Origin of the sequence: Amycolatopsis orientalis DSM 40040 = KCTC 9412 (genome assembly GCF_000478275.1) — a bacterium.
Lineage (GTDB): Bacteria > Actinomycetota > Actinomycetes > Mycobacteriales > Pseudonocardiaceae > Amycolatopsis > Amycolatopsis orientalis.
The window spans coordinates 207,440-230,387 of the sequence record NZ_ASJB01000017.1; the positions used below are offsets into that span (position 1 = coordinate 207,440).

General features: G+C 65.0%; 13 protein-coding genes, 2 tRNA genes and 1 pseudogene. 10 read left to right on the forward strand and 6 right to left on the reverse strand.

The window, feature by feature from the left end; translation table 11 throughout:
- Positions 1-8: 8 nt before the first annotated feature.
- The gene (locus tag L324_RS05925; RefSeq protein ID WP_037304804.1) at positions 9-2,039 is read right to left on the reverse strand and encodes an ATP-binding protein; all 2,031 of its coding nucleotides are present in this window, start codon (positions 2,037-2,039) and stop codon (positions 9-11) included.
- Positions 2,040-2,192: 153 nt separating this feature from the next.
- On the opposite strand from L324_RS05925, the gene L324_RS05930 reads away from it, so the two are divergent.
- Complete coding sequence (locus L324_RS05930) at positions 2,193-2,963, forward strand: fumarylacetoacetate hydrolase family protein (protein ID WP_037304895.1); 771 nt, start codon at positions 2,193-2,195, stop codon at positions 2,961-2,963.
- Between the two features lie 72 nt (positions 2,964-3,035).
- On the opposite strand, the gene L324_RS05935 is transcribed toward L324_RS05930, so the two are convergent.
- Positions 3,036-4,274 carry an FAD-dependent oxidoreductase gene (locus L324_RS05935; RefSeq protein WP_037304805.1) on the reverse strand — a complete coding sequence of 413 codons (1,239 nt, stop codon included), beginning with the start codon at positions 4,272-4,274 and terminating at the stop codon, positions 3,036-3,038.
- Between the two features lie 555 nt (positions 4,275-4,829).
- Here L324_RS05935 and L324_RS05940 point away from each other — a divergent pair.
- From L324_RS05940 to L324_RS05950, 3 genes are all read left to right on the forward strand, one after another.
- The gene (locus L324_RS05940; protein ID WP_037304897.1) at positions 4,830-5,564 is read left to right on the forward strand and encodes an HAD family hydrolase; all 735 of its coding nucleotides are present in this window, start codon (positions 4,830-4,832) and stop codon (positions 5,562-5,564) included.
- A gap of 51 nt (positions 5,565-5,615) precedes the next feature.
- Positions 5,616-5,687: transfer RNA gene (locus L324_RS05945), tRNA-Gln, on the forward strand.
- 132 nt (positions 5,688-5,819) lie between these two features.
- Positions 5,820-5,892 (forward strand) — tRNA-Glu (locus L324_RS05950).
- A gap of 885 nt (positions 5,893-6,777) precedes the next feature.
- On the opposite strand, the pseudogene L324_RS44385 reads toward L324_RS05950, so the two are convergent.
- A pseudogene (locus L324_RS44385) lies at positions 6,778-7,122 on the reverse strand (recombinase family protein); the annotation flags it as partial.
- On the opposite strand from L324_RS44385, the gene L324_RS44390 reads away from it, so the two are divergent.
- Positions 7,021-7,566: a hypothetical protein gene (locus L324_RS44390; protein ID WP_235783410.1), complete on the forward strand. Its 546-nt coding sequence runs from the start codon at positions 7,021-7,023 to the stop codon at positions 7,564-7,566. The pseudogene L324_RS44385 and the gene L324_RS44390 sit on opposite strands and share 102 nt — an antisense overlap.
- A gap of 1,778 nt (positions 7,567-9,344) precedes the next feature.
- Here the strand turns inward: L324_RS44390 and L324_RS44065 are convergent.
- Complete coding sequence (locus L324_RS44065; RefSeq protein WP_369094784.1) at positions 9,345-9,812, reverse strand: hypothetical protein; 468 nt, start codon at positions 9,810-9,812, stop codon at positions 9,345-9,347.
- 19 nt (positions 9,813-9,831) lie between these two features.
- Here L324_RS44065 and L324_RS43840 point away from each other — a divergent pair, with 19 nt between their 5' ends.
- A complete protein-coding gene (locus L324_RS43840) occupies positions 9,832-9,954 on the forward strand; it encodes a hypothetical protein (RefSeq protein ID WP_268871849.1) in 123 nt (40 codons plus the stop codon).
- A 37-nt stretch (positions 9,955-9,991) separates the two neighbouring features.
- Here the strand turns inward: L324_RS43840 and murC are convergent, their stop codons facing one another.
- Positions 9,992-11,443 carry a UDP-N-acetylmuramate--L-alanine ligase gene (murC, locus tag L324_RS05960; protein ID WP_051173655.1) on the reverse strand — a complete coding sequence of 484 codons (1,452 nt, stop codon included), beginning with the start codon at positions 11,441-11,443 and terminating at the stop codon, positions 9,992-9,994.
- Between the two features lie 592 nt (positions 11,444-12,035).
- A complete protein-coding gene (gene murD / locus L324_RS05965; RefSeq protein WP_037304807.1) occupies positions 12,036-13,403 on the reverse strand; it encodes a UDP-N-acetylmuramoyl-L-alanine--D-glutamate ligase in 1,368 nt (455 codons plus the stop codon).
- A gap of 797 nt (positions 13,404-14,200) precedes the next feature.
- On the opposite strand from murD, the gene L324_RS05970 reads away from it, so the two are divergent.
- From L324_RS05970 to L324_RS05985, 4 genes are all read left to right on the forward strand, one after another.
- Complete coding sequence (locus L324_RS05970; RefSeq protein WP_081736200.1) at positions 14,201-16,120, forward strand: peptidoglycan D,D-transpeptidase FtsI family protein; 1,920 nt, start codon at positions 14,201-14,203, stop codon at positions 16,118-16,120.
- A gap of 1,178 nt (positions 16,121-17,298) precedes the next feature.
- Positions 17,299-18,534 carry an iron-containing alcohol dehydrogenase gene (locus L324_RS05975; protein WP_161780821.1) on the forward strand — a complete coding sequence of 412 codons (1,236 nt, stop codon included), beginning with the start codon at positions 17,299-17,301 and terminating at the stop codon, positions 18,532-18,534.
- Positions 18,535-18,831: 297 nt separating this feature from the next.
- On the forward strand, positions 18,832-20,532 hold the full coding sequence (locus tag L324_RS05980) for a hypothetical protein (RefSeq protein WP_152546703.1): 1,701 nt from the start codon (positions 18,832-18,834) through the stop codon (positions 20,530-20,532).
- A gap of 196 nt (positions 20,533-20,728) precedes the next feature.
- A complete protein-coding gene (locus L324_RS05985) occupies positions 20,729-22,945 on the forward strand; it encodes a DUF8728 domain-containing protein (RefSeq protein ID WP_152546704.1) in 2,217 nt (738 codons plus the stop codon).
- Positions 22,946-22,948 lie beyond the last annotated feature (3 nt).

Sequence of the window (22,948 nt, forward strand, 5' to 3'; positions counted from 1 at the left end):
GCCTCGGTTCACGAAGGCAGCTCGGCCAGCCGCTCCCGGACCCGCTCCGCGTCGGGGAGGCGGTGCTGGGCGACGTAAAGCTCGTAGGCCCGCTTGAAGTACTCCGCCGCTTCGTCGAGCTTGCCGCTGGAGAACTGGATTTCCGCGAGGTGCTCGATCACCTCCGCGGCGAAGAACCTGTTGTCCTGCCTCAGACTGAGTTCCAGCGCACGCAGGTAGAAGCGCTCCGCCTCGCGGGGAAGTCCGGCGCCACCGGCGATGGAACCCAGGTTGTCCAGGGTCACCGCGACACCGCTGCCGTTGCCGTGTCTTTCGTGCAGGGACAGGGCGGTGGTCGCGTACTCGCGGGCCCGCTCGTACTCGCCCAGTTCCGCGTACTGCCGGGCGACCGCGTTCAGCGCGTGCGCCTCGCCCACCTGGTTACCCGCCCGCCGGTAGAGGTCGAGCGCCTGTTCGGCATGCCACAGGGTGTTTTCGTGATCCGCCCGCCGCGCGTGGGCGCGGGCGAGGTCATGGTGGGTATGCGCCTGTTCCTCGGGCCCGGCCGCCCCGGCCAGCGCACGGACCAGCCAGGTCAGCGCCTCCTCCAGCTCACCCGCCCTGGTGCAGGCCCGGCCCAGCTGCCGCTGCGCGAGGACGCGCATCACCGGTGAATCCAGCCGCTCGGCCGCGTCGACGCCCAGCCGCGAGGTCTCGACGTTGTCGTGGATCAAGCCTTGCCGGTGCTGGTAGGTGTCGAGGGCCCGGGCGAACCACCACACCCGCTCCGGGAGATCTTCGGCGGCCGCCAGTCGCTGCATCGCGGGCAGGGTGCGGTGCTCGGCGGCGAACCACTCCAGCGCGGCCGCCTCACCGGCGAATTCGAGGGGTTTGACCCCGCGTTCGGGTACGGGCTCGGCGAGTCTGGCGCGATGCGGGTAGAGCAGGCGATCGGCGTGCAACGCGCTGTGGAGGTAGAAGTCCACCGCGCGCCGCCTCGCCCCGATGAGCTCGGCCGTCGGATCGAGTCGCTCGGCGAGTTCGCCCGCGTACCGGTGCACGAGGTCGTGCATCCGGTAGCGCTTCGGAAGGTGTTGGTGCAGAAGGCTTTTGAGGTCGAGGGAGCGCAGCAGGGCTGTCGTCCGCGCGGTACCCAACGCCAGCAGGCTCGCGACGGCGGCCTCGTCGAATTCAGGCTGTGGCAGCAGGCCGAGCAGCCGGAACCCGCCGGCCTCGTCGAGTCCCAGGCCGCGATACGACCACGAAAGGACGGTCCGCAGGTCGGCCGATCCGTCACCGGCGTCGAAGGCGTCCAGCCGGTTGCCGAAGCCACGCAGTTCCTCGGCCGTCACGGCCAGGGGCAGGTCCGGCCTGCTCGCCGAGCGCGCGGCGATCAGCGACACGGCCAGCGGCAGCCCCGCCGCATGGGCGAGCAGGAGATCCACCGCCTCCGGTTCGGCCAGCACCCGGTCCGCGCCGACCTGGTGCGCGAGCAGGTCACGGGCCTCCGGCTTCGACAGCGCGCCGAGCCGGAGCGACGTCGCGCCGCGCAGCCGGAGGCCTGCCAGGTTCGTCCTGCTGGTCACCAGGACCGCGCAGGTGCGCGTGCCGGGCAGCAGCGGCGCCACCTGGGCGAGGTCCGCGGCGTTGTCGAGGACGATGAGCGTCCGTTTCCCGGCCAGGACGCTGCGGTAGAGCGCCGAGGCGGAGCGTTCGTCCGTCGGGAGCGCGGCGGGCGCGACCCCGAAGGCCCCGAGGAAGGAGTGCAGCACCGACAGCGCGGACGGCGGTTCGGCGGGCCGGTCGAACCCGCCGAGGTCGGTGTAGAGCTGGCCGTCGGGGAACCGGTTCAGGTGATGGTGCGCCCAGTGCAGCGCGAGGGTCGATTTCCCCACCCCGCCCGGCCCTTCGATGACCACGACGGACGCCGGATCGGCGAGCGGGCCCAGCGTCTCGGTCAGGACGGCGGTCTCCCGCTCGCGGCCGACCAGCCACGGCGGCGGGAAGGGCAGCTGCCGCGGGACGATCACCGGGTTCGGGGGATACGCGTCGGCGGTCATCTCGCGGCCTTCCCTCGCCCGGCGTGCCTCGGCCTGCCTTCCGATGGTCGCGCTTGCCGGGCGGGCACACAGCACCTGGACGGGTGCACTTTCGGTGGCTTTCGGTGTATCCACTCGGAGCCGGTCGTGATCGGCACCCGTAAGGTGGAGGGCGTGCGTCTAGCTCGAATTGCTCATCCCGGTGGTGTCGCGTTCGCTTCGATCGAAGGGGACGGCGACGACGCCCAGGTACTGGAAATCGCCGAGCACCCCTTCGGCAACCCCAACTTCACCGGCAAGCGCTGGCCGCTCGCCGACGTCCGGCTGCTCGCGCCGATCCTCCCGTCGAAGGTGATCGCGGTCGGCCGCAACTACGCCAAACACGCCGCCGAGTTCGGCAACGAGGTCCCGGCGGACCCGATGCTGTTCATCAAGCCGTCGACCACGGTGATCGGCCCGCACGCGCCCATCCGCCGTCCCGACGGCATCGGCCGCGTCGATTTCGAGGGTGAACTGGCGATCGTCATCGGTCAGCCGGTGAAGAACGTGCCCGCCGCCCGCGCGGCGAGCGTGATCCTCGGCTACACCGTCGCGAACGACGTCAGCGCGCGTGACCTGCAGAAGGCCGACGGCCAGTGGGGCCGGGCGAAGGGTTTCGACACCTTCTGCCCGCTCGGGCCGTGGATCGAGACCTCGATCGACGCCGCCGACCTCGCGCTCCGGTCCGAGGTGGACGGTGTGCTGAAACAGGACGGCCGTACTTCGGACCTGGTGCACAAGATCCCCGAGCTGGTCGAGTTCGTGTCCGGGGTGATGACGCTGCTGCCCGGCGACGTCATCCTGACCGGGACTCCCGAGGGCGTCGGCCCGATCGAGGACGGCCAGTCGGTTTCGATCACCATCGACGGTATCGGCACCCTGACGAACCCGGTGCAGGCCGTCTAGCCTCACGTGCCATGAAAGGTCCTTTCCTTGCGAATTTCGCAAGGAAAGGACCTTTCATGGCGTTCGGGGCACTCAGCTCCCGGCCGGCTCCATCGCCCGCCGCGCGAAGGCCGGGGCGTGCTCGGGCCGCAGACCGAGCCCCAGCAGCCGGGCGGGGAAGTAGGACAGCACCGGGAAGCGGCGGAACAGCTTCACCATCGGCGCGGGCGGGCCGTTGCGCCTGCCCTCCATGACCGGCCGCATGACGTTCTTGTGCAGCATCCGTTGCAGCCCCTGCACCAGCATCGTCGGCGCGAGACGGCGCCTGCGCACCTTCGCCAGGTCGGCCACCGACGGCCTGCCCCGGCGCAGCGGTTCGGCGAGCAGGGTGGCGGCCGCGACCGCGTCCTGCACCGCGAGGTTGATGCCGACCCCGCCGACCGGCGACATCGCGTGTGCCGCGTCACCGATGCACAGCAGCCCGTCAAGATGCCATTTCCGCAGCAGGTTCAGCTTGACGTCGAGGAATTTGATGTCGTCGGTCGTCTTCAGTTCGTCCACGCGATCGGCGAATTCGGGGCAGACGTCGGCCACGTTCTCCCGGAACCAATCGATGCCCTTGGTCCGCAGGTCCTCGCCCTTGGGGCCGAGGTAGGCGACCTGGAAGTAGCCCTTCCTCGGCAGCGGCACGGCGAACCGGCGATTCCGCATCCTCGGGGTCAGCCCGCCCTCCATCTCGCCCTCTCTCCGCGAGATCCGGAACCACCACGCGTCGAAGGGGGTGTTGTACTCCTTCGGCACCAGCCCGGCTTCCCGCCGGGCCAGCGACCAGCGGCCGTCGGCGGCGATCACCAGGTCGGCGCGTAGTTCGCCGGTCTTCCCTTCGACGTCGCGGTAGCGGACGCCGGTCACCCGGCCCCCTTCCCGGATCAGCCCGGTCATCTCGGTGCTCTGCCGCAGCGTGAACGCGGATTCCTTCGCGCCCGCGTCGGCGAGCAGGTCCAGGAAGTCCCACTGCGGGACCATCGCGACGAAGGGATGCGCCACCTTCAGCCGGGTCAGGTCGGCCAGCCGCATCATCGTGCCGTCTTCGGCCGGGAAGCCGGCGTAGGAGATCTGGCTGTGCGGCAGGCTGAGGAATTTCTCGCCGAGCCCCAGCTCGTCGAGCAACGTCAACGTCGACGGGTGCACGGTGTCGCCGCGGAAGTCCCGCAGGAAGTCCTTGTGCTTCTCCAGCACTGTGACCTCGACCCCGGCCCTGGCCAGCAGCAACCCGGCGACCATCCCCGCGGGGCCACCGCCGACGATCACGCAGCTCGTGTGTTCGTGCATTCGTCCCACCCCTTCGAACCCTTATTCATCACTTGTTGAATAAGCTCAGCATGCACCTGCCCCGCCGTCGTGTCAAGCGCCATCCGGACAGATCCGCCGACGAGGTCACCGTCCGGCCGCGGTGACCCGTGAGCGACCCGGTGTGACTGTCCAAACAGGACTCGGTCGCGCCGGAACGGTCCTCGAAGGACGGTCGAAGGGGAGGTGCGGGGCGTGTGCCCATGTGGACGGTCCGGGTTTCAAGTCCCGCAAGGCTTTCGCCGCCGTCACGGGGCGTGTGACACGGCGAGCCGGAAGTGTCGCCGAACGGTGACCTTTCACTCGGTCGCCCGTCGTTCGGCGTTGCCTGGTAACTAAAACACGTCATCTCACCAACTGGGAGTAGACTGCCCGCGCCGGAACAGACCAGCCTTAATCACCTCATCGGCAGAGTCGCGATCGCGCTGAGTGCCCTAGCCTCACTTGGTGGATTTCGCTCTCGTGCCCCGGACCCCGTCACGAACCACCCCGACCGTGCCGGACGAGGCCCCTTGGGAGCCCCCGGAGTTGCGGCTGGTGTGTCTCGACATCGACGACACCTTGATCGACTGCACGGCGGCGATCCGGCTCAGCCTGCGCGCTCTCACCGGCCAAAACGACCTTTGGCCACTGTGGGATCTCATCACCGAAGAGCATGTCGCGCTGGTGGTCGCGGGCGAAATCGATTACGCGACGATGCATCACAAGCGTACTGAATGCTTCCTCGCGGAGATCGGCATTCTGGCCGACGAAGACCAGGTCACCGGCTTCGAAAGACGTCGTCGTGAAATCCTCACCCGTTCGTGGCAATTGTTCGAAGATGTCCTCCCATGCCTGGAATGGCTGCGGGCCGCCGGTGTCCTGGTGGCGGCCGTCACGAACGCGTCGGGCACGCATCAGCGCAAGAAGATCGCCGATCTCGGTCTCGCCCGGTTCTTCGACCATGTGGCGATCGCCGGTGAACTCGGAGTAGCCAAACCGGACCCGGCGATGTTCCACTCGGTCTGCCTCGGTCTCGGCTGCGACCCGGCGCAAGCCGTCCACGTCGGGGACAAGCTCGACACCGACGCCATCGGCGCCCGTGACGCCGGCCTGGGCGCCGTCTGGCTCGATCGGGACGGCATCGCCGAGCGCGCCCCGGCGGGCGTGCACACCATCTCCGGCCTCGATGAGCTGCCTGAGCTGCTCGTTTCCGAGTTCGCGAAGCTCGGTGTCCCTGCTCAGCGCGCTACGGCGACCCCCGCTTTCACGGTGCGGAACAGCGTGCTCTAGTATTCTTTCTCGTGCGGCACCGAGCCGGTCAAGATCGGAACGGTACCTCACTGGGGTATGGTGTAATTGGCAGCACGACTGGTTCTGGTCCAGTTAGTCTAGGTTCGAGTCCTGGTACCCCAGCTGGAGAAACTCTCCGGAGTGAAACACAGAGTGACCCCCCTGCGAAGGTGGGAAACCCGGTCTGGTAAGTTTCTCCGCAGCAACACAGCAGGTGAACAACTGAAAATCTCCTCCCAGAGGAGAAATTTCCTAGCCCCCGTCGTCTAGCGGCCTAGGACGCCGGCCTCTCACGCCGGTAGCGTGGGTTCGAATCCCATCGGGGGTACGTACAGCTACCACGCAAAGAGCGTCGATCATTCCGATCGGCGCTTTTTGCTATTTCAGTAGCCGACATGGCGTCTGTGATCCTTTCTCCTGCTTCCGCTATCGCGGGCACTTGATCTGCTGGCAGTTTAACCCCGATCGTCACGACATCGCCGAGGCCGTTCAGCTGCACGGTGAGCTGTGTCACCTCGAATAGCGTCTGAAGCAGGGCCTGCGGAGCCCTGGCCAAGTTGACCCGCAAGTAGGGGACGGCGTCCAGAAGGCTGAGGTCCGAGGGTGTGGGTGGTGCTGGAGTCTCGATGTCTTGCGCGTCCAGCTGAACCATCTCGGCTTGAACGGTGTTCTTGTTCGCCGCCAGTTCGTTGTAGTTCTGCCTCAGCGCCTTCGCGAACGGGTCGTCGGGTGCGCCGTCTTGGGCTTGGCGGAGCAGGGCGTCCTGTTTGCGTTCGATCTCGACAAGCTGTCGTTGTAGACGCTCTCGGTCCTCCTCCCGTGCTCGTGCGGCAGTGTCGTCCACAGTGGCCAGATCGGCTTCCAGAATGGACGTACGGTCAGGACCGAAGATGCGTTCGGCGAAGAAGCGCCCGACGGCATCCAGGAGTTCGTCTTCGCGGATGCGGACCGCGGTGGGCAGATCGGCATGAGGGTCGGCGACGCCGCGGTTGTTCTTGCGGGGCCAGCACAGGTAGTAGGTCGGGCGCCCCTTCCGGAAGTCCCCGATCATACGTCGCCCGCAGCTGTGGACGACCCGTCCGCGGAACAGGTACGTGCGATTGGTCTGAGGGTGCTGGTTGGTGGTCCCGTCGGCCCGCGAACCGCGTCGTGCCGTCCGACGGCCGGTGAGTTCGTCGAACATCCACTTGGGCGCCAGCGGTTCGTGAACAGGCTTGGGGGACCAGACCCACTTGTACGGCTCGTTGACCTTGCCGCGTCGCGACTTCGTGGCTCGGCGGTTGAAGACCTGGTAGCCGGTGTACTTGGGGTTGGTCGTGATGCCGTGCACCGAGCTTTTGCCCCAGAAGCCGCGAGTGCGTGCCTTGCTGGGCGCGGTTGGTGGCGGGTAACGCTCGAGATCGGCGTTCAGCAGGTCCGCGATGGTCGCGCAGCCGAGACCGTCGTAGTACCGCCAGTGGAAGATCTGCGTGACGGTCTCGGCGCACCGGCCGTCCGGTTCGAGACGAGACTTGGTCTTGCCCTTGTCGGCCTTCGTCGGGTTGGGGTGCGGAAGCACCTTGGCCTTGTAGCCGTACGGTGGCTTGCCGATGTTCCAACCGTCTCGGACGTGTGTGCAGAGCCCGCCCCAGGACTGTTCCAGGGTGTTGAGGACCTCATACTCGGCGATGGACTGGTTGATACGGCGCTGGAGGACGCGCTGCGCGCGGCTGCCGGACAAGGTGATCGGCTCGTTCGACGCGAAAAGCGGCACATCCGCGCGCTCAAGTTCACGCTCGATGGACAGTCCCTCGAACGCCCGGCGCGCGACACGGGAAATCCCCTCGCAGATGACCACGTCGAACGCCCGTGTGTGCGCAGGTGCTTCCTTGAGCAGGTCGCTCACGCCACCTGCTCGAGGGACCGGGATGTCGAAGCGCTCATAGTCTGTACCGCGGCCTCGGTTGTCCAGGGCAAGCCGGCCGGACTCGACGTCGTAGAAGTGGGCCACGATCACCCATGAGTCGGGTATCGCTGCCTTGCAATTGGCGAGCTGGCGCAGCATCGACTGGCGAGGATCCTGCAGATCCTCGGTGGATGTCCGGCCGAGGAAGGCCACCCGGACTTCGTCGCGGAGCAAGGCGGCGGGCATGCCCAGGGGCGATACGGCGTAGTCGGACAGCCCGGAAGGCCCGGAGACGTAACTGCCGGGGACCGGGGGATTGTTCGCTTGCTCGAAGGTCGTCATGTCGGCGGTTCGTCCTTGGGGCTTGCTTGGCCGGATTGGTGCGCGGCCCACCGGATTAGCTCGCTTATCGCGGCGTTGAGCCGTCCGCGAAGACGATCGCCCTGGCTACCGGAAACCGTTGTGACGTAAGCAGAGTAGCGGCGATCGCCAGATCTGAGGCGTTGATCGTAACACCAAACTAGCCTGCCGCATGGCCCTTCGGGCGGCTCAGGAACGACCGCGCTGTCCCCAGAAGTATTCATCCAGTCCATCCCGAACTGCCGAGACCTGCCTCAGTCAACGGCGAGACTTCGCCGCCGCAGAGAGACGGAACGACGAATCGAAAGAGATCGACCGAGACATGTATTTTCGGTCGCCGCTCGAATTCACCGATCGGTCGACGTCCAGGTTTACGCCGCGCAAGACGCCTATCGAGACTGGCCGAGACCTCGTCTCGTTCGGCTGGAAGAGCAGCGAGACCCAGCGGTGGATCTCGTCTCGCGAAGTTGGGCCGAGGTCGCCCTCTCCGTTGGCGGCCCTAGCACGGAAGTGTTCGGCGCACTCCGATCAGGTGAAGGTCGGCTTGCCCCAGAGCCGGGGCAAGGATCTGAGCCAGGGAAAGGGCGAGGGGTGGCTTCGAGCCTCGTGGCGATCTTGCCGCCACTCGAAGGGCCACCGCGATGTCCGCCACCTCCAACCCGCTCACCGCGCTCCAACGCCAGCTCGCTGACCCGAAGTCGCGCTCGCGATTCGACACCGCCCTCTGTTCCTGGGCGGCGCAGGATCCGGCGTTGGCAGACCTTGGTGCTCACGAGCGGCTTTCGGAAGTCCTCGCCAGCCGTGACTACGCGCGTCACGACGAAGTTCTGTACGCGCTGTTGCAGCGGGCTGCGCTCGCCGGAGCCGAAGGGGTCGTCGCCGGGGAAGTCGTGCTGAACGCCATGTTGCCCGCGGTGCCGGGCATCGTTGGACGCGTCATCCGGGCGAGCCGGGCTGCCATCGGCACTTTCGGAGCCCGCCGCGGCATAACGGGAGGCGGAGTCTCGGCGAACGAAGCCAATGCCGATGTCCAGGCCGCGGTCATCGGTCACCTCTGGGAGCAGATTCGCTGCTACCCACTTCGACGACGACACCACGTCGCGGCCAACCTGGTCTTCGACACCCAGAGGGCCGCGCTGCGCGCACTCGGTGTTGACATCACGCAGGCCGCCGCCGAGGTCGTGACCATGGACGGCGTTGCGGCGAACCAGCCGTTGGTCGAGAAGGACGCGTCGGAGGAGTTGCTGGAGCTGCTGTCGTGGGCGGTCGAGCAGCGATGGCTCGACGAACAGGAAGCGGCGATCCTGAGCGCTCGGTACTTCGGGGAGCAGATGGGCCGGGACGGGGTCGCGACCGACCGGCAGCTTGGGGCGCTGTTCGGCGTGAGCCAGCCGACGGCGACGCGGAGGCGGAATCGAGCGCTCGGCGCGTTGGCTGAGGCTGGAAGCCGCCATCGCCGGCTACCTCCGCTGGCGCAACCGTCACTGCCACCCCTAACGCCACTTCGCCGTCAACTCCACAACCCGCCGCCCCAATTACCTACCCAACGTTGCTTGATGCGGCACAAGGAGGCTTTCACCGATCAGGGCCATGTCGCCTCCTGTTTCGGACAGTGCCAGCAGCGTCGGCGGAAGGTCTTCCCGGATCTTGCGTACTTTGTCCGGGCTTGCCCCTGCCACCACCGTGACTTGCGCCCCCAAGTCCAGCGCCACCTCCGCGTCCTCTTCGTCGTAAATCTCGAACACCGGGGTCATCCGCAATGCTTCGGCGAGTGCCGCGAACTGGGCCAACTGCACCGGCTCGGCCAGCGCCGGCAGCAAGGTGACGGCGTCCGCGCCGAAGGCCCGCGCCTCCCAAACCTGATACTCGGCGACGACCAGATCGCGCTGTAGCACCGGAGCATCCGTCGCGGAGCGAACGTCCAGCAAATCCGCGAACAGGTCCCCATCCTGATCCGACCACGTGCGAACAGCGACCGCTGGACATCCGTGGGCCGCTGCCACCCGAGCTTTCTCTGCTGAATTGACTTCGCAGACCGCCGATCGCCGGTGCGATTGGCAGATCTGCCGGAAGTTCCGGCTCGGCTGGCTGTCCCCGGCCAGCGCCCGGATGCTGGCGATACCGCAAGCACGACGCCGGGCGTGAGTCCGTGCTTTCGCCTTGCTCGAGCAGTGAGGCATTTTCATCGGTAATCCTTCCTCTGTCGGTGCTCGTGTCCCAGGGCATCGATGATCTGCTCGGCGACGTGCGCCATGCCTGCTGCTCCGAGCGTCACTACGAGGTCGCCGGGCCGGGCGAACCCGGTAACCGCGCGAGCCGCGGCCGCGGGCGTACGCGCCATGCACTTGTCCTTGTCGGGGAGATCTACCAGCGTGGTCAGTGCCTCCGCTGGGACGATGCCGTCAAAGGCCTCGTCCGAGTCGAAGACCGGCAGAACGACCACTTTGTCGGCAGCGCTCAACGCGGCGGCGAGCTCGCCCTTGAACGCGTCGACCCGGTACTGCCGGCACGGTTCGACGACCGCGACGAGACGGCCGTTCGTCGCGGTACTCCGCAGCGCGGTGAGAGAAGCTCGAATGGACGTGTGATGACATGCGTAGTCGTCGTAGACCCGTATACCGGCCGGTGAGCCCTTCAGCTCGAACCGCCTGGACACCCCGGAGTATTGCGTGATCCCGAGGACAGCACCTGCCTCGGAAGCACCCATGCACATCGAGGTCAGCATCGCGGCTGCGGCGTTCATTGCCATGTGCCTGCCGGGGACCGGTACCGTGACTTCAGTTCTGTTGCCATCGCGATATCGGGCGACGCCGCGCACAGCGGTGGGCAGCTCGCGCTCGATCCGCATCGACAGGTCGGCAGATGCGCTCTCGCCGAAGGTGTACACCGGAATTCTCTTGGCACGGAGATCGACAGCGACCTGCTGCGAGTTCTCGTCGTCGGCCGGCAGCACCACGAAGCCTCGTTCGCCGACCTTGGACGCGAACTGGGTGAACGCTTGCCGCAGACCGTGGATGTCTTTGTAGACGTTGAGATGGTCGGTGTCGATATTCGTGATCACGACCACGTCGGGTCGATAGGCGAGGAATGATCCGTCGCTTTCGTCAGCCTCGAAGACGACGGCGCGTGTATCGCCGCGCCCAGCGCCTGACTCTCCGCCGAGTTGTCCGCCGATGACGTAGTCGGGGGAAAGTCCCGCCCCGTGGAGTGCGCTGATCAGCATGGCCGCGGTGGAGGTCTTGCCGTGCGTTCCGGTGACGGCAACCGAGAGCCGCCCCTTCAACAGTTCGGCGAGCGCGGCCGACCGGTGCAGCACCCGAATGCCGCGTTTCATGGCAGCCCGAAGCTCGACATTGGTGGGCGAGACAGCAGTGGAGTAGACGACGGTGTCGACGTCCTTGACGTTCTTCTCGCTATGAACGGAGTAGATTGTGCAGCCCAGTTCTCGTAGCCGCTGCAACTCGAACCGATCCTCGATTTCACTCCCGCTCACCTGCAGCCCGCGCAGGCGGAAGGCTTCCGCCACACTGGCCATGCCGACACCGCCGCAGCCGACCAAATGGACCCTGCCCAGCGCTGCGAGATCGGTGGGACTCTTTTCCGGATAGCCGGTTTCCTGTGCAGAGATGTTCACCCCACCGAGAGTACTGGTGTCTCTTTCATTGGCGTGTCCGTATTTCGTCACCGTCGTGTCATCGCCCGGTTCGGACGAATGGGTTAACCTGGCAATTCACGACGGATCGGTGAACATTTCAACCAATGAGTCGTGAAATATTGTTCCGGTTGCCCGTAGTGCACCGGGATAAAGAAGGTCGCGGGAGCGTCGCAAGCATTGACGGCGCAGATGCTGCGTCGAATGTAGGCGGATGGTCCCCCGTTACCTTCTTCGTAGCTCTTGATCAAGGAGTTCGTGGTCGCCAGGCCCGGCATGACTTATGCCCCAGTCGAACCCATGCTCCGGGGAGTGTCACCGGGTTTGGTGGCATCGAGGGGCCGCTGGATCGGCGACCCCGCCGCGGTGCGCGGTCGTCCAAGGTAAGCACGCCGTCGACGCCCGTCCGTCGGCGTCCACCGCGGCAGCCGGCCCCGCACCTGCGCCCTCCAGCGACGCTGTCATATGCGTCGACTGACGCGGACTCTCGACGAGTGGGAACACTGTGGAGGCCTGACAACGCCTCTTCGCGGGCGCTGGGGCGTCTCGCCGCGCGTTACGCGGCAGGTTGCGGTCAAACCTTGGCTTCGTTCGTCGGGGTGACGGCCAGCACGGCGTCGCGGAATGCCCTACCACGCTCCATATAGTTCGCGAAGAGGTCGAACGACGCTGCCGCGGGCGCCAGCAGCACCACGTCGCCGCGGTGCGCCATCGCGCCGGCCTCGCGCACCACCATTGCCATGTCCCGTGCGTTTCCCCCGACCAGCATCCGGACGGGAACGTCGGGCGCGTGTCGTGCTATCGCTGTAGCGATCGCCTCTTGATCCTCCCCGATGAGCACTGCTCCGCGCAGCCGGTGCGCGGTCTCAGCGACGAGGCTGTCCACTGACGCGCCTTTAAGCTGGCCTCCAGCCACCCACACCACGCGCTCGTGGGCGCGAAGTGAAGCCAGCGCCGCGTGCGGATTGGTGGCCTTGGAATCATCGATGTACCGTACGCCTCCGACCTCGGCCACAAACTCCGCGCGGTGTGGGGCGGGCCGGAACTCCGCCAGCCCCGCGCTCACGGCTCGCGTTGTCACGCCGTAAGCGCGGGCGACGGCGGCAGCGGCCAGCGCATCGAGCAGCCCGGACTGGCCGGGCGGGCGTATGTCGGCGACCTTGGCCAGCTGCTCGTCTACGCCAAAGGCCCGGTCCACCAATACGCCGTCCCGCACGCCGAGCTGTCCCGGTGCGGGATCGGCAAGGGTGAAGCCAACTCTGCGACGGGCAGGTGCCCGGGCCAGCAGGTCGGCCACCAAGTGGTCATCGACTCCACCTACGGCGATGGAGCCGGTCAAGGCACGTGCCTTGGCCGCGGAGTAGGCGGCCATGTCGCCGTGCCAGTCCAGATGGTCCTCTGCCAGGTTGAGCAGCGCCCCGACCGCCGGCCGAACGGAGGGTGACCAGTGCAACTGGAGACTCGACGCCTCCACGGCCAGTACCCGGTGCCCGGCACCTACCACCTCCACCACCGGCAACCCGATGTTGCCGCACGCGATCGCTTCAAGGCCGGCGGCCCGCAGGATCGCCTCCAACATGCCCACCGTCGTGGTCTTGCCGTTGGTACCGGTCACCACCAACCAAGTCGGAGGGGCGGCCAATCTCGCGGCGATACGCCAGGCCAGTTCGACTTCGCCGATCACCTCGATGCCGCGCGCGACAGCTGCGGTGAAAAGCGGGCTGTCGAGCCGCCAGCCCGGACTGGTGACCATCAGTTCCGTTCCCTCTGGGGGCTCGGTGAGTCCGGCAGCAAGGTCGACGCCTGGGATGTCGGCAAGGGTGGCAAGCCGATGGGCAGCGTCGTCGGTAACGGTGATCCGCGCACCGGCCGCGGTCAGCACACGTGCGACCGACCGGCCAGTGACGCCCGCACCGGCTACCAATACTGCCCGGCCTGCCAACCATCGGACATCTGCCGGTCGCCTGCGCGGCCAGGAGAGTGATTCGCTGTCGACGTTCTCGGCGGGGGCCGGTACTCGCGGACGAGAATCCTGATTCATTGCGCTTTCCTCGCGGTATCGTCAATCAGGCTTCTGTGGAGCCGAATGGCCTCGTCAAGCCTGAAGCGTTGCCGGCTGCGGCAACGCCGCCGATCCGGCCTGCGTGATCGGCTCGATAATGTCGAGAACGATCGCCGCTGCCCCAAGCTGTCCTGCGACGACACGTGGGTTGCCTTGTATTTCCGCTACCGGGCAGGGATCGCCTCCTCGAATCGATCCCGGGCTTGGTCGTGGGAGGCCCCGAATGCTCGAAGCGCAGACGCCGGTGCGCGTGTTCGGAATGCCGACATGAGGGTGTTTGGTGGCGCACCACAGTATTCTACTCCGTCCGTATCCGCCCGAAAACCTCGGAATCAAACTCATCGCCGATGAACTATTACCTAAAGTGCGAGTGAAAAATTACATCGGACCCTAGCGTGAGAACGATTTTCTGGTGCCCAAGGTGGCGCCTTCGGGACGCACGCGACCCGGCTGAATTAAGTTTCTGCTACATTCGAACAGGACTACATGTTGGCGTTGACGTCTTCTGCGGGTGACGTCGGGGAAGATCTGGCTGAGGAGATCGGCGCGCACCCTGCGCGAGCGCCGACTTGGTTAAGTCGGGCTGATTTCTGTCTCGTCTCACCGGTTGGTGCCTGTCGAATCAACTACTCGGCGGACCAACCTTGGATCACTACTATGCACACGGGAGTCTCATCATGCGCCGCACCAGGCGGGCGCCTTCCCGGTCAATTACGGAGAGGCATCGCATCGTCAATGCGAAACCCGGCAGGGCCGTGCCCTATGCCGCCACAGGCTCGAACAGGCGCTACATGGTGGTACGACTGGTGTTTGTGGCGGCGATCTTCGTCGTTGGCGCGAGGCTGGTGCAGGTGCAGGTGTTCGAGGCGGATACGCTCTCGGCAGCCGCCGAACGACAACGTACCGCAGTCACCGACATTCCCGCCCCACGCGGGTCCATTTTGGACCGCAACGGCGCGAAGCTCGCGTTCAGCGTGGAGACTCAGACACTTTCGGTGAACCTCAAAGTGCTGCACAAGAGGATGGACGAGTTCGCCGCGAAGCATCCCGCGAGCGGGCGGAACTTCGAGAACGAGGTCGCTGGGGCGGCGAAGTACATCGCCGCGAAGCTGCCCAGCGTGATCAGTGAACAGCAGCTGCTCACGCTGTTCCACAAGCCTGCGGCGTTCACCTATCTGCTACACGACATCGAGCCTTCGGTGGCGACGGATATCGTCAAGAAGTACACGTGGATCCAGACGGAGAAGCGCGCCAGGCGGGAGTACCCAGGCGACTCGCTGGCCTCGAACGTTGTCGGACTGGCGAATTGGCGCATGGAAGGCCCGGACGTGTCCAAGCACAACATCCACGGCGTGGCCGGGCTGGAGGCTGCGCGAGACGGTGACCTCGCCGGGACTCCGGGACGCCGGGTAGCGAACACGCGGAACGGCAACGACAACCTAGTCATCCCCGGTACAGAACGGGACATCCAGGCGGCGATCCCGGGATCGAGTCTGGAGCTGACCATCGATTCCGACGTCCAGTACGAGCTGCAGCAGAAGCTGGGCGCCTATGTCACGCAGTCACGCGCCAAGGGAGGCCAGGCCATAGTCATGGACGCGAAGACCGGCGAGGTCTACGCACTGGCCGACGCGAAAACGTTCAACCCCAACGACTCGTCGACGCGGCAGGACGCGGAGAATCTCAACAATCGGCCGGTCACCACACCGTTCGAACCCGGCTCTGTGAACAAGATTGTCACCGCGACCGCGGCAATCGATTCCGGCATGGCCACCCCGACGTCGACCCTCAAGGTCCCCGGCGCACTGAAGGTCGCCAACCAAACGATATTCGACGCGTGGAACCACGGCACGCAGACGTTCACCACGACCGGCGTCTTCGCGAAGTCATCCAACGTCGGGACAATGCTGCTGGCGCGGAAGGTCGGCGAGGAACGCTGGCTCGACCTGGCGAAGAAGTTCGGCGTCGGTCAGAAGACCGGGATCGGCCTGCCCGGCGAGAGCGGCGGGTACGTGCCGCCGCGCAAGGAGTGGCACACCTCGACCTTCGGCAATCTGCCGATCGGGCAAGGCCTGTCGATGACCGTCGTGCAGATGACCGGGATGTACCAGGCCATCGCCAATGACGGGCTCCGCGTGGAACCGCGGATCGTCAAGGCGAAGGTCAGTCCGGACGGGACGGTGGTGCCGGAACCGGCGCCGAAAACCGTACAGGTCGTCAGCCCGCAGACCGCGAAGACAGTGCGTGACATGATGCGCGCGGTCGTACAGAACGGCAAGGGCCAGAACAGCGGCACCGCGCCCAGCGCGGCCGTCACCGGCTACCAGATCTCCGGCAAGACCGGCACCGGCCAGCAGGTCGACCCGAAGACGAAAGCGTACAGCGACACGCTGAACAACATCACCTTCGCGGGGATCTTTCCCGCCGACCACCCTCGATTCGTGGTGGGAATCCGCCTCGACGCGCCGGATTCCACCTTGCCATCCGGGAGCTCGGCAGGTCCACTGTTCCACTCGATCGCATCCTATTTGAGCCGACGGTACCAGATTCCGCTCTCCGACGGCCCTGCTCCGGTGGTCCCCCTGGTCATAGAGTGACTGAGCTGATATCCCTAGGTAACTGTTCAGGCTATTCTGATTCCTGTTGGCGGCCAGGGGTTTCCGGTGATCGTGCCGCGGAGTGCGGTGAGGGATGTGGATGTGGTTCTCGCGCAGGGTGGAGATCTAGGCGTGGACGTGGAGCCAGGTGTGGGCGCCGTGTCGGGTGCGCCAGCCGCCGGAGTCTTCATCTGGGCTTTGATCACGAGTAGGTCGCGTTCGGCTCGGCTATTGGTGAACGGGACGGCGAGGTCGTGTGCGAAGCGCAGCACGTCGTGCTGGTAGTCACGTAGACCTACCAGCAAGCGGCGGGCTTTGCCTTTGTGGCCTTTCCCGGGCGGGTGCAGGAACAGGCCGACGTTGACCGTGCGGATGAATCGTGAGAGCAAGAGGGTCCGCGATGTCGGATGAGATGGCGGTCAGGCTGGCGTCGGGGGCCGAAGCCTGTGAACAGCGAAGGCGTATCGCCCTTGACCGCTGTCGGCGCCGATCAGTGTGGACAGGACCTGACATGCGTGACCCCGGCCACTGTGACCGCCGATCGTGGTCGTGTGTTGCTCATGTCTCTCCTCCTGCTCCCCTCTTCGTGGCGCTGTCGGCCATGGATGAAAGGCGCGTGCGAGCAGCCGGTTTCCCTCACGGCTTCCTCACGGTGCCATGCGCCTGCCAGCCATGAAAGGGAAAGTATCCACGCAATACTCCGTATCAGACGGACTCCGCGTCACCGTGAGACATACCGGCTGCACGAGCACTGATCGCGCTGTTCAGCTCCGCCGGGAGCAAGCCGTCGTTGTCCGTAACCTCGGCTCCGTCCGGTTGTCCCAGTTTACTCGGGGAGTTCTCTCATTTTCGGAACCGGACCGTTCCCGACGTGCCGAAACCATTGCTCTGTCTTCCGAAAGCTGGGGCGGCACGCACCCTGTGTACATCAAACCGGGAACGGCCCAGTCTGCAGGTGTCTTGCCGCACCCTGTCTAGAACTGACCTAGCTGATCAAGAATTCGTCACCATGGCCTAGTGAGAATTTACACTTATGTCGGCGCGGTGCTCATGTTGCAGGCTTAACGACCCGATGTCCCTGGTATGTGATGGTTTCCCAGTCGCGAGCATTGGCGAGAGCTGTGTTCGGCAGATCCTCCACCTTCGAGGGGTGGCTGGCTGATGCTCGAGATACGGAGGTGTGCATCATCGTGATGGCAAAAGCCAACGCCGTCGTTCAGTGGGAGTGCCGGACACGCATCTACGCCGGTCATGATGCATGGAAACTAGTCGCATCGGAGCAGCAGCCTTCATGGTCGCGAAGTGTTCTGGTTCTCGGCAGCGGATTCGCCGCCGCCAACTTCCGACTCGTGGAGGAGGTGCGGCGCAGACTCGATGTCCCGATGGGTAAGACCCAACTGGTCCAAGCGCCTGCGACGGTAGAGCAGGTCGAGTCGCTCGTCACACTGCTGGCGGGTAGCGATGCGGAGACCGTTGTAGCCATCGGCGGGACCGCCACGCTGGACGTTACGAAGATTGCCTGTCACGAGTTCGCCGACGACCGGACCCTGACAACGATCCGTGCACGCGGTACGCGACAGGGTGTGATCACGCTGCCCTTCGGCTCGCCTGGGCGAGTTCGACAGGTTCTCGTGCCGACGACGATCGGTCCTGCCGCCGAGATCCGTCCGTACGCCGCGGTGCAGCTTCGCGGCCAACAGCGCCTCATCTACGGCGCCGGACTCCAGCCCCTGTTGGCGGTCATCGACAGCGAGTTCACCGACTCACTGCCGCAGCACGCTCTTCTGGGTGGAATCCTGGCTTCCTTGATCCGATTCGTGGATCCGCACATCGATGGGAGCAGCCATGGCCTGCTGACGGTCGCGGCAATCAGGAACGCTGTGAGTGTGCTGGTATCACTGGGAAACCGGGCGCAAGATAATGGTCTAGCGGCGTCCGATCGGCTACGCGCCAGTTATCTGAATGCCGCACAGACTGGGCTGACGTTCGCGGAACGGCATCCTTATGTCAGCACGACCTGCGCCATCGCAGCTGAGATGACCGGAGCGCTGAAGCTTCGTCCGGTCACCGCTATGGCTGCAGTGCTGCCGCACCTCTGGCGGCGAATCGAGAACGGTGACAGCCGATTCGGCGACGGCGGTCGACTGCGGCAGGCCTGGGGTTGGATACGCGCTGCCGGATACCCGGATCTGCCTGATGATCCAGCTGAGGGTATCGCCGAGCTGATTAGGTTCTGGGGCATTGATATCGGCGTCCCAAGAGGTGACCAGGCCGTGAACTTGGCCGCTTCGCGGACAGCCCGGTTCTGGGGCGGCAAGGCATCCCCGCTCGCTGGAGTATCGGTCGCAGATCTCAGGGACCTGATCTCCGACACGGTGTCCCGTGACGATGACTCTGCCGGGTCTGCAACCTGACGCGGTACGTTCGGCCGTCGCAGGGGGTAACGGCTGCTCCCCCCTTCAGGTCAGGGTGGACGTTTCACTCGGTGAAGGCGTCGGACCACCGTGGAAGACTCGCCGGAGTAGGTCGTTTCATCAAAAGAAGGCATCGCCAGGGGGAACATTCAATTCTTCACTGTTCGACCATTAATTTGAGTACGCCCCATTCGGGGGGCAATCGTCAGATTTCTTGTCGCGTCCGTCAGTCTTGGTCATAGTAATCCGTGATCCCCACAGTGAGGGGGCTGTCGAATACAGGGCGGAAGACTACAGATGACGAACAAGGAACGGAAGCATCGAGGTCTGAGGCCTCTCGCGCGTGCCGCAGTACTCACCACGCTTAGCGCCGCGCTAGTGGGCGGGGTTGTCACGCCGGGGATCGCGGCGGCCGGCAACGACAGCTGGGTGCCGCTGGCGAGCACGCCGGGTACGCCGGAACGCATGCACTTCACGGTAGACAGGGAAAGGGGCGTCACCTACCCCGGTGAACGGACCACGGTCGCAGTCGAATGGGACCTCTGGAACATTTGGAACCAGTTCCAGGCTGACAAGGCCGGAAATGGGACCTTCAGCTTCTGGCAGGATCTGGTAAAGGTGGGTGCCTGGCAGACAGCGAGTCTGACGCTGAACGGCATGCCGTGCGCCAGCTTCGGTGACCGGAACGATGGAACCGGCGAGCAGAAGTTCCAGCTTGCGAAGGAGTCGGGCGGCACCAACGTCGATCCCGTCGACGTGGGCGGTTTGGTCGCCATGATCCGAAATACACTGTCCGACGTAATCAACGGCGTGGTCACCCAAGACGTCGTTCCGGATATCTTCAAATCGAAGGTTCGCGCGACGTGCGAATTCACCGTGCCGAAGAGCCCAGGCGACAAGATCGTCGTCGGCGGAGACGTGGGTATGAGGAACCTCTTCGGCATCGTGCGATCGAATCAGAATGGACGCGCCGTTCTGCCTGTGGAGCTGCCCGCGGCGCCGGGCAAGCCGACGATCACGGCTGTCGGCCCCAACCTGGAGGTTCGAGAAGGTGGCAACCTGACCGGGACCGCCGACGCAGGGGCCGTCGTGCAGTTCAAGGTGAACGGCACTGTCTTCCCCGAACCCAGCGTGCGCGCGGACGCGCAAGGAACATGGAAACTGAAGCTGCCGGCCGACGTGAAAGCCGGTCAGGGATATCAGATCCAGGCAGTCGCCCAGAAGGACGGCGGCGGCCTCACCTCCGAGTCGGATCCGAAGTGGGTCAACGTCAAGTCCGACGACGCACCAGCCCCGGTCGTGGAGAAGCCGGTGATCACCTCGCCCGCGGGTGACGTGCGGCCAGGTGATGAGCTGAAGGTCACAGGTACCGAGGGTAGCGAGCTTACCGTCGTAGACCAGAACGGCAAAAAGATCGCCGGTCCTGTCGAGGTCAAGGAAGGAAAGGCCGTGATCAAGCTGCCGGCCGACCTGGCAGATGGCAGCCAGATCAAGGTGGTCGCGAAGCCGAAGGACGGCAACGGTCTCCCCGTGGAGTCCGACCCGAAGTCCGTCCGGATCGAAAAGCCGGAGTTCTACCAGAACGTGACGCCTACGGCGAAGCCAGGCGCGGAGGACTACCTCGACGTCAACTTCGAGCCGAAGAACGGCGACCTGCTCAGCATCGCGAACAAGACCTTGACCTTGAAGGCGCCGGACGGCTTCACCTTCAAGGACCACGTGTCCTATGTAGTCGTGGGGAAAGACCGCGGTCAAGGTGCCTTTGACTGGATCGGCGACCGGGTAAAGAAGAACGACGACGGCACCATTGTTGTGACCCTGCCGCCGGCCGAGGAGATCAAGGCGACCTTTGGGGATGACATCAAAGCGTTCAAGATCTCCGTTACGACCATCGCCCTGGCAGGTGACAGTGCGGCACCAGGAGACAAGACCGACGGCGAAGCCAAGCTTGAAGGATTCCCCCCGGTAAAGTTGAAGGGTACTATTATCAAGCCGTAACAGGACGAATCTCTGCCTGAGATAAGTTCATCTTGTTTAAGTATTTCACCGACGCGGCCGGGGCAGTTGGCTTCCGGCCGCGTCGGCGAAACTGCAGAGACGGGTCAATCTCGTAAACAGTCCATTGCGGACAAGGCTCTACTTTCGTGGCTGGTCCTGCCGGCCGGCTCTCATTCAGAAATCCTCAGGAGAGATCATGCCTGCACTGGGTAACCCAGTGGCGGCCCAGGCCGGAGACCTGGAGCAGCCACAGCCAGTCGACCGAGTTCTGTCCCCGGCGGCGGCCATCGCGGCAGCCGGCGGACGCCTGCTGGTCGACGTTGTCGACGATCTTGCGAAGACCGGCGGATCGGGCGAGCTTCACCAGCTCTTCGCTTTGACGCCGGGCAATTCGGCGACTGAGCTGGCAGTGGACGAAGATGGCACCGATGCCCCGAAGGTGTTCGATCAGCCAGAGCAGGCTTGGATCGCCTTTCGCGAAGGTGTGCCGGGCACCAGGCTGCTCGCGGTCGGGGACCAGCTGAGCCGTGTGATCGCAGTCGTCCAGTCGAGTGACGATGTCGACTTTCGTCCGGTAGACGCCGAATCCGTGACTGGCGCCGGAGCCCCAGATGCGTTACGCGTCTGGAGGGAGTACCTGGATCGCCAACCCGATGACTTGGACGGCGCGCCCGGGGAAGTGCAGGGACGAGGCATGTGGCGCCTCGCCTATGCAATGCTGGGTGCGGTGGCGATGGTCCTGGCATTCCTGTTCGTCCGGGTGACGATGGACGATTCGTTCATTACCTGGAGATACGGTCAGAACTTAGTGAAGCACGGCATCTGGAATTGGAACAGTGAGGGACCTCTGGTAGAGGCGTATACGAACCCTCTGTACGCGGCCCTGTCGATAGTTCCAGCGCTGCTGGGGGTTTCAGCCGAGCTGTTCTTCAAGGTGCTGGCGGTCTGTATCGCGGTCCTCTATATTGTCGTAATTCTCCGGGCCCGGTTGCCGAGGGCGCAGGAATTCGTCTTGTTGGCGGTGGCGCTGGCCACCCCGATCTTCCATCTCCAGCTCTTCATGGGGTTGGAGACAGTGTCCTTCGCACTGTCGATCGGCTGGCTGTTCGCGATCGTCTATCGAAGGGGGGCGTTGGGAACCGGCGGGTTCGTACTGGCCGGCGTGGTGGCACTCAGCAGGCCGGAAGGCATCGTGCTGGCCGCCGTGGCGATCGCCTGTTCGTTGCTTGTCGACCGCAGCACGGCCAACCGGCACGGTGCGTACGCCGTGCTTGGCGGCTGGGCCCTCTATTGGGGCGCCCGATGGTGGTACTTCGGTTCCTTTTTCCCCAACACGTTCTACAAGAAGACCGGTGGAGACGAACCACTACTGATCAGGATTATGCAGGTTCTGCCAGTGGCCGGACCGATCGTGTTGCCCGTCCTTATCGGCCTGGTGTTGGGCTTCGCGATGTATCGCAGGGTCACTGGAATCTCGCTGTTGTCCCGGACCGAGATGCTGCGGGACGCGGTGCCGGTGATACTGGCGGTCGTCTCCGGTGCCGTGGTGCTCGGGGTGTACCGGCAGTCTGATCTGGTGATGGACATCGGTCACCGATTCTGGTGGCAGTTGTTGTTGCCCGTGGTGCTGGTGGTGTTGAGCAGGCCAGTTCGCTTGGCGTCCGATTCCGACGTGCCGGAGACGGGGAGGCAGCGCGGTATGGCGCTGGCAGCGGTCGCCGTGGCGACCGGCGCCGTGCTTGCGTGGGAACCTGGGCAGATTTCGGCTGGCATCGCCATCGGGACCGGGGTTGTCGTGATCGCGGTGGTGGGAGGCGCCGTGCGCAAGATCGTCGCGGCCACCGCGCTCGCAGCGGTGGGATTCTCGACGGTAATCGGTTTCGGTGAGGCCACGGAGATGACCAGCATGCTGGCCTATCGATACCGCTTGGCGGCGGCGCACGAAGCAGTCGGCAAGGCCATCCGCGAAACTCGCCTACCCGACGGTGCGCTCGCGGTAGCGGACGCCGGGGTGCTGCCCTACCAGGCCGATCGCCGCGCTATCGATATCGGTGGGCTTGCGACGAGCGAGTCGGTCGATGGCACCCTCGACAGTGCCTTTTTGGAGAAGCAGAACCTGCAGCTCGCGATCCTTCTGTCCAGTTCGGATGACGCTGGATCGGCGTGGAGCACTGATGCCGCCCAGTCGGTCAGGTCCTATGTGACCGATCCCGGGCGCGACTTCTGGTCGGCGCCGGCGGCTGAGTTCGCGCCGAACTATTACCTGAACTACTGGATCGGACCGGAGTGGCGGAAGAGTGATCTGTCGCAGCGGCTCAACGAGGTGTTCCAGAGGTCTTGGGCGCGGAACGACAGGTCTGACACGGACATCGTCATGGACAACCTGTGGAACTTCTCGGTCCTGAGTAGGTAGTGA